Genomic DNA, 15,095 nt, shown 5'->3' with positions numbered 1-15,095 from the left:
ACGTTATTGTTTTAATACAGCTGTTATTAATACTGCTACTGCAGATATCGAAGCAATTACGAGTGGCATTACCCTGGTATTGGTGCTATACTCGCTTGCTTTTGATTTATCGGGTTCTACATATACAATATCATTTTGTTTAAGGAAGAAGAAAGGCGAATTCATTACATCCTGGTTGTTCAGGTTTAATCTTTTCATTACGCGCTGCCCGTTTTGCTCCCTGATTACGAGCACATTATCGCGTTTACCGTACACAGTCATATCGCCGGCCATACCTAAGGCCTGTAAGAGGTTAATATTATCTCCCTGAACAGTAAAATTTGATGGCCGGTTTACTTCGCCTATTACGGTTACCTTAAAGTTTACCAGCTGAATATCAACCACCGGTTTTTTAACATATTTATCAAGTTCTCTTGATATGGTGTTTTGGGCCTGCTCTATGGTTAATCCTTCTAACCTTACATTACCTACTACCGGTAGATTAATCATTCCGTCTTTATTTACCCGGTAACCTTCTACCTTATAGTTGTTTTCGGCGCTGGGTGCTTTGGTGTTTACGGCAAACAATACATTCGATTCCTGGTTTAAGCTATTAATGCTTACACTTAACAGGTCGTTCTGTTGTATTTTTACCTCCTGCGATGGTAATTTCTCATCGCTGGTTTGTTTAGCCAGGTTACTAAAATATACTAAGTCTCTTCTAGGAGCGCAGCCTGTTGCAAGGCATGTATATATGGCGATAAATAATATTACTTTTTTCATAGCTTAAGTAATCGTTTGGTTTGTGATTCGATTTATTGAGAACTAAGCTATGCATTAAAGACCCAATGTTTTATAGGCCAAAGGGGGTTGTATTTAAATTGTATAATTAACAAACAGCATATACAATAATCCAGTAACTATACGCATTAATTATACAGGATTTGTGAATTTTCTGGCGCAGAAGATGTAAAAAAACAAGCGCGGTTTTTGACGAAAAATAACCCAATTAGCAGAAAAATTTAATCGCCAAAATCTAAAAAACGTCAGAAATTGATTTAACATTTAAAAAAGCTGTTTAATACTACAATAAACCCGATGATTTTTGGCCTTTTTTAAGCCTCATTTTTAAAAGCTGGTCAGTAAGGTTGTAATTTTTTAAAATGGTGTGAGGCTAAAGCTTCAATCTGAGCCTTTGCTATTTTGTTTTCAGGCCATTTCCGCCCGGTTGTGCAACCACTTTTACAGGTGTATGACCTGGCTTTTAAATATTAATTTTTGGCATTGCCTGCCGGTTAATTTCGATTTTAGCCTTTTGGCACTTGTAAAACGATTAACATTCTGGCCGTGGCCAAAATATAGCCTGGCAAATCATTGCTGAAACAGCCCGGTTGCGCAAATGTGCAAACTGTAAACAGGGGTATGCAATAACTGTACAGTATGCATTTAAGCCCGATAACAAGGCTATCTAATACCTAAATTAGTAATTCACCAAAAACTAAATTATGAACGTTATTATCTATGGAACAGGAAAAATGGCCGAATTTATTTGTTATTCATTTACGAAAGACAGCCCTTATAATGTAGTTGCCTTTTGTGTTGATGATGCTTATGTGCCACCCGCAGGAAGTACATTACAAAACCTACCTATTTTAAGCTTTGCGCAGGTAACTAAAGATTTTCCTCCCGATGCCTATAAAATGCATATTGCCATAGGTAGAAACAGTGCGCGTGAAAGTGTATATAATAAGGTAAGCGCAGCGGGATATGGCTTTGCCAGTTATGTTTCCTCAAAAGCCAATGTTTGGCCCGATTTAGTGATGGGACACAATACCTTTATTGATCAGTGCTGCGATATACAGCCTTTTGTAACTATCGGCAATAACTGTATGCTTATTGGGAGCAGGATTGGTCACCATTGCACGCTTGAAGACAATATTTTGCTTTCGGGCAATATTCTGGCTGGCAATGTAACTGTCGGTAAAAACTCCTTTTTAGGCATCAATTCTGCCGTAAAAGAAGATGTAATTATTGGCACACACAACATTATCGGGGCTGGAGTTTTCATCAATAAAAACACCGAAGACTACGCCATCATTACAAATGCTTCTGCACCACAGCGCATAGGCGATTCTAAACGATTTGTAATGTTTAACAAAGCGCAGGAAGCAAAACCGGCCTAAAACAAAAAAATAGTCAGGCTTAACTAACCTGACTATTTTTTTTACGCTCTTTAAGTGGCTTTTGGCCAACTCCCGCTAAATTTTTATGCTTTTACTCGCGCTTTTTTGTAATTGTACATTAATGCGTTTCAGCACATCATCAATATCAAAAGGTTTGCTGATATAATCATCTGCAAAGGCATCAATAGCTTTTTGCTCACTATTATTTTGTGCCGACATTACAATAATCGGGATGTGTTTGGTAAAAATATCCGTTTTTAAATCTTCACAAATCTCTGCTCCGTTACCGTCAGGCAGCATCACATCCAGCAGGAAAAGATCAGGCATGGCATCCTGTATATTCTTTTTCAATTCTGCAAATGATGATGAAAGCTGCAGTTCAAACCCCTCGTCACTTAACAAAATTTCAATAACGTTTCTGATCTCCTGATCGTCTTCTAAAATGTGTATTCGTTTTTTTCCCATGTTCAAATTATGATGTTTTGGTTTACTATACGCAAGCTTTCGCTATACGATAGTTACAGTAACACCCAAACCCTCCAAATGTTTTACAATTTGTTCAGAAATTCCTTTATCAGTTATAATATGATCTATTTCTTCCAATCCGCATATCTTTCCAAAGCCTCTTTTGCCAAATTTAGTCGAATCGGCCAGTACAATTGTCCGTTGCGATGCCGCAATCATTTTCCGGTTTAAATGGGCCTCCATTGCGTTGGTGGTAGTTAAACCAAAATCGAGGTCTATGCCATCCACGCCTAAAAACAGCTTGTTAAAATAGAAATCTTGCAAAACCTGTTCGGCATAAGCACCCATTACCGACGACGAGCTTTTTCTCAGCAAGCCACCCAGCTGAATTACCTCTATACTCGGCTCGCGCATCAACTCAAACGCTACATTTAAAGCCGAAGTAACCACTGTTAAATTAGCGGCCGGTGCAATATTTTTGGCGAAATAAAGTACTGTAGTGCCAGAGGCAATAACGATCGAATCGTTATCGTTTAGCATGCCGGCTGCAGCAATACCTATTTTATGCTTCTCGGTCGATTGTAGTTTTTCTTTTTCGTTAACCGGACGGTCAACAGTATATGGGTTATTTACAGTTGCCCCGCCGTGTGTTCTAAAAAGCAGGCTCTTATCTTCCAACAGTTTTAAGTCCTTTCTTATTGTTACAGACGAGACTTTCAATTCCTTACACAAATCAACTACGTTGATGTATTGATCACGTTGTAGCCGACTTAAAATAAACTGATGCCTCTCAGCCAAATTCATCATAACATATCTAATTAGCGTGCTGCAAAATAGCAATAAAAACAGGCTTTAACCTATTTTATAAAAATAATTAATAAATTTTTAATCTACTTATTATATTATTTCGATTACGATTTGTTATAATTGCGTATTGTTTCGTTTTATTATTTTTTAAAACATAACGAAACCTGATAGCCGACGCAAGTCGCGGTTAAGAATGCGGCGATTTATTGTTTTAACCTAACCATAGTTTGGTAAGCCTTAAACACAGTCAGCAAGCAACATAATTGATTAACGAATGAAACCAATGAAGAGATTACACCAACATATACTTGCCGAAAACACGAATTGGGATCTGATTATTATTGGTGGAGGAGCTACCGGCCTGGGCACCGCTTTAGATGCCGCCAGCCGTGGCCTAAAAACCCTGCTGGTAGAACAGTCAGATTTTGCAAAAGGAACATCAAGCCGGAGTACGAAACTGGTACATGGTGGCGTACGTTATCTGGCTCAGGGAGACATTGCCCTGGTTCGGCACGCTTTGAAAGAACGTGGGCTGCTCCAGCAAAATGCTAAACATTTGGTAAACAAAGAAGCATTCCTCATCCCCTGCTACAACTGGTTTTCTGTAATCAAATATCTTGCAGGTTTAACGCTGTACGATTGGCTTTCTGGCAAATACAGTTTCGGAAAATCGAAATATTTCAGCAAAACAGAAACGCTAAACATGATGCCAGGTATTAAAGAGAAGGGCTTAAAAGGAAGCATCAGGTATTATGATGGCAAATTCGATGATGCTCGTCTGGCCATCAATATTGCCCAAACAGCTATTGAAAACGGCGCCATTTTGTTAAACTATACCAAAGTAACTGCGCTGTTAAAAAGTGAAGGCGAAATAGTTACCGGTATTGAAACAGAAGATGTTATAACCGGCGAAAAAGCTAAACACTACGGTAAAGTGGTGATTAATGCTACAGGAGTATTTGTTGATGATATTTTACAGATGAACAATCCCAGTGCAAAAAAACTGGTACGTCCGAGCCAAGGCGTTCACGTTGTGCTGGATAAAAGCTTTTTAAACAGTGAATCGGCACTCATGATCCCTAAAACATCTGATGGAAGGGTATTATTTGCCGTTCCATGGCACGAGCATTTACTGGTTGGCACTACCGATACACCCTTAGATGAGCACAGCCTGGAGCCAAGGGCTTTAAAGCAGGAGGTTGATTTTATTATGAGTACAGCCGCAAGTTACTTTAAGCGCAAACCATTAGAAAAAGATATTTTAAGCGTTTTTTCAGGTCTGAGACCACTTGCTGCACCTACCAACAACAATGGTAACAGTACCAAAGAAATTAGCCGCGACCATAAATTAATGGTTTCTGCCAAAGGTTTAATTACCATTACAGGAGGCAAATGGACAACCTATCGCCGAATGGCCGAAGAAACAGTAAACCTGGCCATTTCGCATGCCGGGCTTGAAGCGAAAGCATGCGTAACTGAGCATTTAAAAATTCACGGCAGTATCGATGTTGCAGGAGACCATTATCTGGATACCTATGGTTCAGATCGCAGCAAAATTGAAGCATTAATGCAGCAAAACCCTGATCTGGCAGAAAAGCTGCATCCCGGTTTCCCTTACACCTGTGCCGAAGTAATATGGTCGGCGAGAAACGAAATGGCCGAAACTGCAGAAGATATTTTAAGCCGCAGGATGCGTATTCTTTTTATAGATGCACAGGCGGCTAAAGATATGGCCCCAAAAGTGGCTGCTCTCCTTGCGCAAGAATTAGCAGCAGATCAGGATTGGGAAACAAATCAGATTGAAACTTTTAATACCTTAGCCGATGGTTATATTTATCATTCAACACAGATAAAAACCGGAACGGCTTTAGCCCACTAACCAAATTCTTAATTATGAGCAAATACATCCTGTCTCTCGATCAGGGAACCACAAGTTCGAGAGCAATTATTTTTGATCACAATGGCGATATTACCGCTATTGCGCAGCGCGAGTTCACACAAATTTACCCCCAGGCAGGCTGGGTTGAGCACGATCCAATGGAAATATGGTCAACACAACTGGCCGTTGTAACCGAAGTAATTGTTAAAGCCGGCTTAACCGTGAGTGATATCGACTCGATCGGCATTACCAATCAGCGCGAAACAACTGTAGTTTGGGATAAAGAAACCGGCATGCCCGTACACAATGCCATTGTTTGGCAAGACCGGCGCACTTCTGCTTATTGTGATGAAATTAAGGCTAAAGGCCTATCGGGTAAGATACAGGAAAAAACCGGACTGATTATAGATGCCTATTTTTCGGCTACTAAAATAAGGTGGATACTCGAAAATGTTGCCGGCGCCAGGGCAAAGGCCGAAGCGGGTAAACTGGCCTTTGGCACCATTGATAGCTGGCTGATCTGGAAATTAACTGCCGGAGAGAAACATGTTACCGATGTAACCAATGCCTCACGTACCATGATTTACAACATCCATACCTTAAGCTGGGATGATGAACTGCTTGATCTTTTTGGCATTCCGAAACAAATGCTACCGGAGGTAAAATCATCAAGCGAAGTATATGGCCAAACGGCTGGTAAGATTTTAGCAGCTAAAATTCCTATTGCGGGTATTGCCGGCGATCAGCAATCGGCTTTATTTGGCCAAATGTGTACCGAAGTGGGTATGGTAAAAAACACATACGGTACTGGCTGTTTTATGCTGATGAATATCGGAACAACACCTAAAATTTCGGAAAACAATTTACTCACCACTATAGCCTGGCAGATTAACGGCGAAGTACAATACGCTTTAGAAGGCAGTATTTTTATTGGCGGAGCTGTTGTACAGTGGCTTCGCGATGAAATGGGCTTAATTTCCAAATCGGCTGATGTAGAAACTTTGGCTAAAAAAGTGAAAGATACTGATGGCGTGTACGTAGTACCTGCATTTGCGGGCTTAGGTGCCCCACACTGGGATCAGCACGCGCGTGGCACTATTACCGGCTTAACCCGGGGCACAAACAAATCGCACATTGCGCGTGCAGCGCTTGAAAGTATTGCCTACCAAACCATGGATGTTTTAAAAGCCATGGAAGCTGATGCGGATGTAAACATTGCCGAATTGCGTGTTGATGGCGGTGCCACTGCCAATAACCTTTTAATGCAATTCCAGGCCGACTTGTTAAATTGTAAAGTAATCAGACCAAAAGTAACGGAGGTTACCGCAATAGGTGCTGCCTACCTGGCCGGATTGGCAACTGGCTTCTGGAAAGATATCGACCAGATCAGATCGCAATGGAAAATAGACAACACTTTTGTTGCTGAAGCTGGCATAGACAATACAACCAGAATAAAAGGCTGGAACAGAGCCGTAAAAGCAGCAAGAGTAAACGCAGAAGATTAATTATATCAGCATAAGAATTTAACGTATGAACATATATCTCGCAGAATTTATTGGCACCGCATTAATGATCCTTTTGGGTAATGGTGTGGTAGCCAATGTGGTACTTAAAGGTACAAAAGGAAATAATGGTGGCTGGATTTCCATTACCACGGCCTGGGCACTTGCCGTATTTGTTGGTGTTGTGGTAGCCGGACCTTACAGTGGGGCGCACCTCAATCCCATTGTAACATTAGGTTTAGCCATTGGTAAAGGTTTTAACTGGGAATTAGTTCCTTTTTACATCCTGGCACAGCTGGCCGGTGCCATGACGGGTTCCTTCCTGGTTTGGGTAATGTATAAAGATCATTTCGATGCAACCGAAGATCCGGGATTAAAAGCGGCTCCGTTTGCAACAGCTCCGGCCATCAGAAACAAGGCTTCTAATCTGGTTTCTGAAATTATCGGAACTTTTGTGCTCATTTTTGTAATTTTCTATTTCACCGATGCCAGTATGGGCACAAAAGAAAATACTACACCCATTGGTTTAGGATCGCTGGGAGCTATACCTGTTGCATTTTTGGTTTGGGTAATCGGTTTGGCACTGGGTGGTACAACAGGTTACGCCATTAACCCGGCAAGAGATTTGGGGCCGAGAATTATACATGCCTTAATTCCGATGAAAGGTAAAGGGAGCAGTGACTGGGATTATGCCTGGGTACCTATAATTGGTCCTATAGCTGGCGCTACTTTGGCTGCAGTAGTTTACCTGTTTATGCATAAATAGGTAAATCGTCACCTCGACCGAAGCGAAGCGTAGTGGAGAGATCTTTAATCAGATTTCTCCACTATACGCTAAAAGACGATCCCCATTAAAATACGTTCATTACTGAAAAGCAGCCTTCCCTACCTGTTCATCTCCCAGATAAACCCAGATTGCCCCTTTCAGGTATTTGGTAAAAGAATCTTTCATATCAGCCAGGGTTACTTTATTAAAATTAGGTACCATATCATCAACAAGTGTGTAACTTCCCAGTACTTCTGCTTCGCCTAAATCTTCTACAATCGAGCTTGCACTCTCCTGGTGCCTGTAATAACCATCCCGATGGTCTTTTTTTAAGGCATCGAGGTACCGCTGACTGTATTTTCCTTCTTTAATGTTATTGTAAACCGTAACCATGGCCTGAAAAGCTTTTTTAGGCTGCGTAGTACTTACATACATCGAACTGTATGGAATTTGTTGGGTCTTAACGGTTGCGCCTGGCGCGTAAGATAAACCTAAACGTGTTCTCAACTCGTAGTTCATACTACCACTTAATGCATTAATAATCAAAACAAAGGCATGGTAATCGGGGCTGCTCATGGTTGGCGCATTCATAATGCAACTCATATAATTGGTGGCAATATCTCTTTGTTCAACCACCAAACGCTCGCCGGTTAACATTTTACGGTCGTAAACCGGAGGGGTATAGGCTTTACCTTTAAGTTCTTTAAAAGAAGCTTGTATTTTTTGTTCCAGTGCTTCTTTGGTAATCTTGCCAGCCACCACCAGAAACATTTTATTTCGGTTTAAGAGTTCGTTATGGTAATAGTTACTAACCATTTCGGCGGTAAATCCTCCTACTGTTTTATCGCTACCCAAAGGATTAATGCTATAAGGTGAATCTTTGAACATACTTTCCATGCTCATTTGCTCAATCCTTGTTTCAGGATCAGACTGACTGTGGTAAATAGCCGATATCATGCGCTCTTTAGTGGTTTGGAATTCATTTTTATCAAATGCCGGATTAACCACAGCATCAGAAAACAGTTTCCAGCCCTGATCCAGGTATTTAGAAATGCAATTCATGGTGATGGTTCCATAATCAGTTGTAGAAGAACCTGAAATAGCGATTCCGTATTCATCGGCAAGCTCCTGATAATCGACTACACTGTAATTTTTGGTACCACAGGTAGCTGCAGCAGCTAGCGCCAGGTTTTCTATACCCGCCTGTTGAGCAGTATAATTCATTACACCGCCCCGAAAAAACATACTAATGCTAACCGTTTCTTTTTCGGTAGGTTTTAAAATCACTTTCAAACCATTAACATCAAATGAAATGGCTTTTGTTTGCGCGTTGCTATATTGGTACAACAGTGCAAAAACAATAAAAAATATAATTCTTTTCATCAGATCGGGTTAATTAGTCGATTTAAAAAATGTTTCAGGTTTAACTGTTTTCATACTCGCATTATCCATCATTAAACCTGCACAATAAGGCTTATCTTTAATATATTTCCGTACATAATCCAATAAATCCTTTCGGGTAACTTTATTTACCTCTTCTTCATAATGGGTATAATAATCGATTGAAGCTGATGCCCACCAAAAAGAGAGTAAATGTGCGTAATCTGAGGTTACTTCTCTCCTTTCTACCTGTTCGATGGATAACAATCTTTTTGCGCGTTCTATCTGAAGGTCTGATAAATAATCTTCATTGGCCCAAAGCGAAATCTGCTTCAACACCTCATCATAACATTCTTTCACTTTTGCCGGATTGGGGCTAACCATTAAGCTTATCGGGCCAGTATATTTCTGTGTATAATAATTTACATCTGCTTCCTGCGCCAATCCCGAATTAATCAAAGCCTGTTTCATTTTCGAACCGTTCTGATTAACAATAAATGAAAACACATCGGCCGCATAGGTTGCCGGAATATCATTACGTGTATCGGGGCCATGCCAGCTAAACAACATGTAGGGCACGGGGCTTTTATTCGATTCTACCAGATAATAATCATTTTTAGTTAATGGCTTAAACTCAGGAATAGGCCATTTTACAAAAGGATCTACTTTTGATGGTTTCCAGCCGCTAAAAATATAATCTACATAACCAAAGGCATCATCAACCTTAACATCGCCGGCAATAACCAGCACCGAATTGTTTGGCCAGTAATATTTGTTTTTAATCGAATCCATTTTGGCTGGCGTAGCCGATAAAATTACCTCATGGCTGCCAATTACGTTTTTACGCGAATAATTTGAACCCCACATGTGGCGGGAGTTGGCCTCCATTAAAGCAAAGATCGGGCTCGACTCATGCCGCGTAAATTCTGCATTCACCACTTCATTTTCAAGCGCCATATCTTCTTTAATAAACTTCGGATAGCGGATTGAAGAATTCATCAGGCTTAAGCCAGCTTTTAAATTAGCAGCCGGGAGGGTAAAAAAGTAATTCACTACTTCTTCTCTTGTAGTGGCGTTTGAGTTGATATCCAGATCGTTCATTCTGCCATTAAGGCTTTCAAAATCAGGATAATCTTTATTCGCCTTAAAGAAAAGGTGTTCGTATAGGTGGCTCAGTCCGTTAAATTCATTGGTTTCGGTAAAAGAGCCATTCCTGCAGGCCATTTCGATGGTAACCAAAGGTACCGTACGGTCTACAACAACCAATACTTCGAGGCCATTAGCCAGCTTTTTGAAGTGCATATTTTCAGCAAGCTTCTTTTGGGCAAAAGCAGAACCCAAACACATAATACATGCGAAAACGCAAAATAATCGTGAGAGCATAATTTCAATTCATTTTTTGCGGCAAATAAGTGCAAATCTTTTACTTTATCAAATAATATATTCATAATTTGAAAATAATTTTCTGCGCAGCACTTTGATTGAATTATTATCGTTTATCGCCCTTATTAATTACCTTTGATCAAACATCAGCCTTTAACTGTAAAAACTAACCAAGCAATTTGTCAGCATATTTCCTCATAGTTGATACTGAAACATCTGGTCTGCCCAAAAACTGGTCGGCACCTTATGCTAAAGAAAACAACTGGCCGCATATTGTTCAAATTGCCTGGATAATTTACGATGCCAATTACCAGGAAGTAAAACGCGAGAACCATTACCTGAGCAATACGGGTTTTGATATTGATAAAGCAGCACAAAAAATCCACAACATTAGCGCAGAATATTTGCGCTTGCATGGTGAAAATAAAGAAGAAATTATGCTTAGGTTTTACGAAGATATTAAGCAGTATAAACCTTTGGTTGTAGGGCATTTTATTGAACTCGATTATCACATGGTGAATGTAGAATTATTTAGAATGGGTAAGGAAAATGTTTTTAAAGACCTGCAGTTTTTCTGTACCATGAAAGCAAGTGCCTTATACATTACCGATGCTGTAATCAATCACCTCAAACTTGATAAATTTTATGCCATATTGTTTAACGAGGTGCCGGAGAATATGCATAATGCTCTTGCTGATGCATTAAGTGCAGCCAAAATTTTCTTTCACCTGATAGAAAGCAAAAAAATCAGTTTATCATCAGTGTATAGTCAGCAACACAACTTTAACCGCGAAAAGAAGAAAGCAGAAGCATTTTCATTCAAAAAAATTTTAAAAAGTATTTTTAATGGAAGATAAACTAGCCGACCGCATTTATACAGCCCGTATCGGCGATATCACCTTTAAAAAAATAGTGAGTTGCGGCCCTGCTACGCCAATTTTTGAAGCCGCGATTAAAATGGCCGAGCAAAAGACCAGCTGTCTTTTTATAAAAGATGAAACGCAGGCTTATCTTGGTTTCGTAACCGATATTACTTTAAGGAACGAAGTGATTGCCAAACAATTAAATACCAGCCTGGCTATTGAAACCGTTATGGACCACAATATTGTAACCATAACACCCGATGCTTACGTTTATGAGGCTATATTGATGATGTTCAGCAAAAAATCTCGCTATTTGCTGGTTAACGATAATGGCAATTACGTTGGTTTTTTGAGCCGCAACAGACTATTAAGCGAGCAGGCAGAATCTCCCCTGGTTTTTATTCAGTCGGTAAAATCGGCAGTTAACACCAGCGATCTGAAACTGAAATGGCAAAAAGTACCTCATATTGTTGCACAACTCTTAAACAGAGGCGTACATGCCAAAATTGTAAACGAAGTTATTACCACCATTGCCGATACCATTTCATTCAAAATTATTGAAGAGGTAATTACGAAACTTGGTCCACCACCTGCAAAATTTGTGTTTATGGTTTTGGGTAGCGAGGGCCGTAAAGAAGTAAGCCTTAAAACCGATCAGGATAACGCCATTATTTACGAAGATACCACGGAAGATAGAAGGGCTGCTGTACGCACCTATTTTCTTGACCTGGCTACCCAGGTTTCAGATAAATTAAACTATGTTGGCTTTGTGTATTGTGATGGTGATTACATGGCGACCAACCCCAACTGGACCCATTCTTTATCGCACTGGAAATACAATTACAAGAACTGGATCGAAGAAGCTTTGCCTGAGGCGGCAGTAAAATTTGCAGCTTTTTTTGATTGCCGGGCTATTTACGGCGATTTAAGCATCATGGAAAGTTTGAGGTCTTTCGTAGATGAAGAACTGCAGAAACCCATTGAAAAATTTTATGTGTACCTGGCTAAAAATGCCCTCTTGTACGAACCTCCACTTACCTATTTCAGAAACATCAGAACGCAAAAAATACATAAGAAGGAGGTTTTTGATATTAAAACAGCCATGACGCCCATTGTTGATCTGGCGCGGGTTTATGCATTACAAAACAGGATATTCCAGAAAGAAAACACCGGCGAACGTTTAAAAACCTTAAAAGAACTCGGTGTTTTTACTGAAGGGCAGTTTAACGAACTTTCACAATCTTATTATTACCTGATGGGTTTAAGATTAAAACACCAGGCCAATTTAATTATTAACCATCAGGCAGCACCCAATAACTTTATTGAAATCGATACGCTCACCAAAATCGAAAAGGTAACACTGGTCGAAATCTTTAAAATTATACTCTCCTTTCAAAGTGGAATCAGAATGAAATTCACCAATACATTAGGCTAAAAGATTACAGCTATTTTCTAATTATTTTTGATTACTGAAGCACAAATTAACACCTGTGATCTGGCTTCTGGTCGCTCTCCTATCTCAAAATTTAATTTGCTGGCTTTCCATTTTTTAATTAAAAAAATGCTGTTATTTCCATTCAGCTGTTTCAGCCGCAAAAACAAAGCTCACAAGTCTCACAAATACTACATTTAAAAAATAACAGCGATAACATAAGCACAACAAATATGCTTTGACTAAACAGTCAAACGTTTGCGTTTTATAATCCCTCCATCTCTTTGGCTTATGTAAAAAAGTGCTTAAAATGTACTGTATATGTTTTTCAGGTATTATTATTAAATGTATTTCAGACAATTATAACACAAACGTTTGCGCTGATTTATTTTAACGAAGTACAATTTCTGTATGTAACTTAAGGATTACAAAACAAGCAGAAACTAACTTATTACGCTTCATTTTTAATCAAAAAGTTGAGAGATAGCGGCCAGGTTTGGCAAATATTGATGATGTGATCTTAAAAAAAGATCAGGACATGTGGCTGAGATCAGCACGTTAAACAAGGCATTATTAACCAAATTGCATATTATCAATTCCTAACCTAAAAATTATCTGATGAAAAAAAACAGTCTACTTTTTGCAGGCCTTGTCTCCGCCTGTCTGTTTGCCCTATCTTGTAAAAAGGCCGAAACTTTACAACCAGAAGAAAAAACGCCAACCATTAGCCACAAAATGGCCACGGCAAACATTGTTACACAAACACGCAATGTAAATGTTGTGTATTTTGTGCCAAACGATCTGGATACCTTAGCGGGTTACAGAAAAAGATTAAGCGACCTTCTACTGTGGACCCAGGACTGGTACAAACAGGAAATGAACCGGAATGGCTATGGCAACAAAACTTTTGGTCTGGCCGATGACGGCTCTGGAGGCGTAAAAATTCTAACTATCAGAGGAAGTTTGCCAAAAAGCAGTTATCCTTACTCAGGTGGTTCTGGTGCTGTGGCCAGCGAAGTTAATGCTTATTTTGCAGCCCACCCTGCCGATAAAACCAGCGACCATACTTTAATTATCATACCAAGGTACTCCATCGGCTCGAATGGCACGCCAAGCGGTGGTCCGTTTTATGGTACCGGCCGTTGGTGTTATGCCCTTGATTATGAAGAAATGGATATTGCCAACCTTGGCTTAAACACAACGGTAGGTAATCGCTTCAGCGTTTGGTTTGGTGGTATGGTGCACGAACTGGGCCATGGCTTAAATTTACCACACAACAGACAAAAAGTTTCCGAAAACTCAACACTGGGCATGGCATTAATGTGGGCCGGTAACGGAACGTTAGGTAAAAGTCCAACCTTTTTAACTGCCGCCGATGCTGCAATTTTAAATGCTAACCAGGTTTTTAACAACAACTCCAATACCTATTACGGCTCAGTTACTACCAATATTCCTAAAATTTATGCCAGCTACGATAGCGGTTTGGCATCAATCGTGGTATCCGGAAAATTCACCTCAACCGGTAATGTAACCAGCATCTTGTATTATAACGATCCAAATGTAAACAACGAAGGTACAGGGGTTAACAAAGATTATAATGCCATTACCTGGGAATCGAAAAAAATTGGCACAGATAGTTTCAGGGTTGTCATGCCTATTGCCGATTTGCAGGAAAAGGCCGATGGTATTCCTTATGAGCTGAAAGTGAAACTGGTGCATGATAATGGTACAGTAACTGAACAGATTTATGCTTATACCTTTTCGGGTGGCTTACCTGTGTTGGGATTCTCAACTAAAAACGAGCTAAGTAAAACCGGATGGAGCATTGCCTCATTCAGCTCGGAGGAAAGTTCTGATGGTAAAGCCACCAGTTTAATAGATGGCGATGCCAATACCGTTTGGCATTCGAGATGGAGAACCTCCGCTACCTCTTATCCGCATAACGTGGTGATAAAGATAGGAACAACATCAAAAACAGCTAGTGGTGTAAGTTTATTGCAGCGCAGCAGCTTAAGCCGTGCAGTTAAAGATTTCGAAATACTAACCAGTACAGATGGCATTAATTTTACCTCGCAAGGTAATTATGTGGCTAAAAACATTAGTGGTGTACAGTACTTTGATTTTGCTTCGCCACAAACCTTTCTATACTATAAAATTATTGCAAAATCTGCACACGATGGTCAGCAATTTGCTTGTTTAGCAGAACTGGGATTGTATTAAAAAATTCGTCATTGCGAGAAGGAACGACGAAGCAATCTTAAAGCGTATGCTGGTAGCGACCGTTGTAAGATTGCTTCGTCGGCTGAAAAGCCTTCTCGCAATGACGATCCCTTTTTTATCGCTATAACATTCCGCGTTAAGTTTTCTTTAATTCTCATCCCCGTATTGATTTTACTTACAAACTTTTATAACTTTAAGTATAAGACATTTTAAACCAGATAATTAAAATCAGTATT

The 15,095-nt window shown here is 39.8% G+C and carries 12 protein-coding genes; 7 read left to right on the top strand and 5 right to left on the bottom strand.

Translation table 11 applies throughout. The annotated features are described in order from the left end of the window. Positions 1-3: 3 nt before the first annotated feature. Positions 4-762, bottom strand: a complete 759-nt coding sequence (locus BLR37_RS11535; protein WP_090768708.1) for a polysaccharide biosynthesis/export family protein — start codon at positions 760-762, stop codon at positions 4-6. Between the two features lie 722 nt (positions 763-1,484). Here BLR37_RS11535 and BLR37_RS11530 point away from each other — a divergent pair. Next, a complete protein-coding gene (locus BLR37_RS11530) occupies positions 1,485-2,162 on the top strand; it encodes an acetyltransferase (RefSeq protein ID WP_090768706.1) in 678 nt (225 codons plus the stop codon). 75 nt (positions 2,163-2,237) lie between these two features. Here the strand turns inward: BLR37_RS11530 and BLR37_RS11525 are convergent, their stop codons facing one another. Both BLR37_RS11525 and BLR37_RS11520 read right to left on the bottom strand, forming a co-directional pair. Next, positions 2,238-2,627: a response regulator transcription factor gene (locus BLR37_RS11525; RefSeq protein WP_090768705.1), complete on the bottom strand. Its 390-nt coding sequence runs from the start codon at positions 2,625-2,627 to the stop codon at positions 2,238-2,240. A gap of 42 nt (positions 2,628-2,669) precedes the next feature. Continuing rightward, positions 2,670-3,434 carry a DeoR/GlpR family DNA-binding transcription regulator gene (locus BLR37_RS11520; protein WP_090768703.1) on the bottom strand — a complete coding sequence of 255 codons (765 nt, stop codon included), beginning with the start codon at positions 3,432-3,434 and terminating at the stop codon, positions 2,670-2,672. A gap of 283 nt (positions 3,435-3,717) precedes the next feature. On the opposite strand from BLR37_RS11520, the gene BLR37_RS11515 reads away from it, so the two are divergent. Genes BLR37_RS11515 through BLR37_RS11505 form a run of 3 tightly spaced genes read left to right on the top strand, consistent with a single transcriptional unit; the run spans position 3,718 to position 7,581 of the window. After that, positions 3,718-5,313: a glycerol-3-phosphate dehydrogenase/oxidase gene (locus BLR37_RS11515; RefSeq protein ID WP_208599639.1), complete on the top strand. Its 1,596-nt coding sequence runs from the start codon at positions 3,718-3,720 to the stop codon at positions 5,311-5,313. A 14-nt stretch (positions 5,314-5,327) separates the two neighbouring features. Then, positions 5,328-6,818, top strand: a complete 1,491-nt coding sequence (gene glpK / locus BLR37_RS11510) for a glycerol kinase GlpK (protein WP_090768699.1) — start codon at positions 5,328-5,330, stop codon at positions 6,816-6,818. A gap of 25 nt (positions 6,819-6,843) precedes the next feature. After that, positions 6,844-7,581, top strand: coding sequence for an MIP/aquaporin family protein (locus tag BLR37_RS11505; protein WP_090768697.1), 738 nt, complete (start codon positions 6,844-6,846; stop codon positions 7,579-7,581). Positions 7,582-7,680: 99 nt separating this feature from the next. Here the strand turns inward: BLR37_RS11505 and BLR37_RS11500 are convergent, their stop codons facing one another. Together BLR37_RS11500 and BLR37_RS11495 are read right to left on the bottom strand one after the other, a co-directional pair. Beyond that, positions 7,681-8,964: a M16 family metallopeptidase gene (locus tag BLR37_RS11500; RefSeq protein ID WP_090768695.1), complete on the bottom strand. Its 1,284-nt coding sequence runs from the start codon at positions 8,962-8,964 to the stop codon at positions 7,681-7,683. A gap of 9 nt (positions 8,965-8,973) precedes the next feature. Beyond that, positions 8,974-10,263, bottom strand: coding sequence for a M16 family metallopeptidase (locus BLR37_RS11495; protein WP_244154643.1), 1,290 nt, complete (start codon positions 10,261-10,263; stop codon positions 8,974-8,976). Between the two features lie 260 nt (positions 10,264-10,523). Between BLR37_RS11495 and BLR37_RS11490 the strand changes: the two genes are divergently transcribed. From BLR37_RS11490 to BLR37_RS11480, 3 genes are all read left to right on the top strand, one after another. Next, positions 10,524-11,201: a 3'-5' exonuclease gene (locus BLR37_RS11490; protein ID WP_052265968.1), complete on the top strand. Its 678-nt coding sequence runs from the start codon at positions 10,524-10,526 to the stop codon at positions 11,199-11,201. Beyond that, positions 11,191-12,642 carry a DUF294 nucleotidyltransferase-like domain-containing protein gene (locus tag BLR37_RS11485; RefSeq protein ID WP_090768691.1) on the top strand — a complete coding sequence of 484 codons (1,452 nt, stop codon included), beginning with the start codon at positions 11,191-11,193 and terminating at the stop codon, positions 12,640-12,642. Before BLR37_RS11490 ends, BLR37_RS11485 begins: the two co-directional genes overlap by 11 nt. Before the next feature lie 615 nt (positions 12,643-13,257). Further along, on the top strand, positions 13,258-14,859 hold the full coding sequence (locus BLR37_RS11480) for a discoidin domain-containing protein (RefSeq protein ID WP_090768689.1): 1,602 nt from the start codon (positions 13,258-13,260) through the stop codon (positions 14,857-14,859). Positions 14,860-15,095 lie beyond the last annotated feature (236 nt).

It is taken from the genome of Pedobacter soli (genome assembly GCF_900101435.1).
Classification (GTDB): domain Bacteria; phylum Bacteroidota; class Bacteroidia; order Sphingobacteriales; family Sphingobacteriaceae; genus Pedobacter; species Pedobacter soli.
The sequence above is the reverse complement of the archived record's forward strand: the minus strand, read 5'-3'. Positions and strand labels throughout refer to the sequence as shown.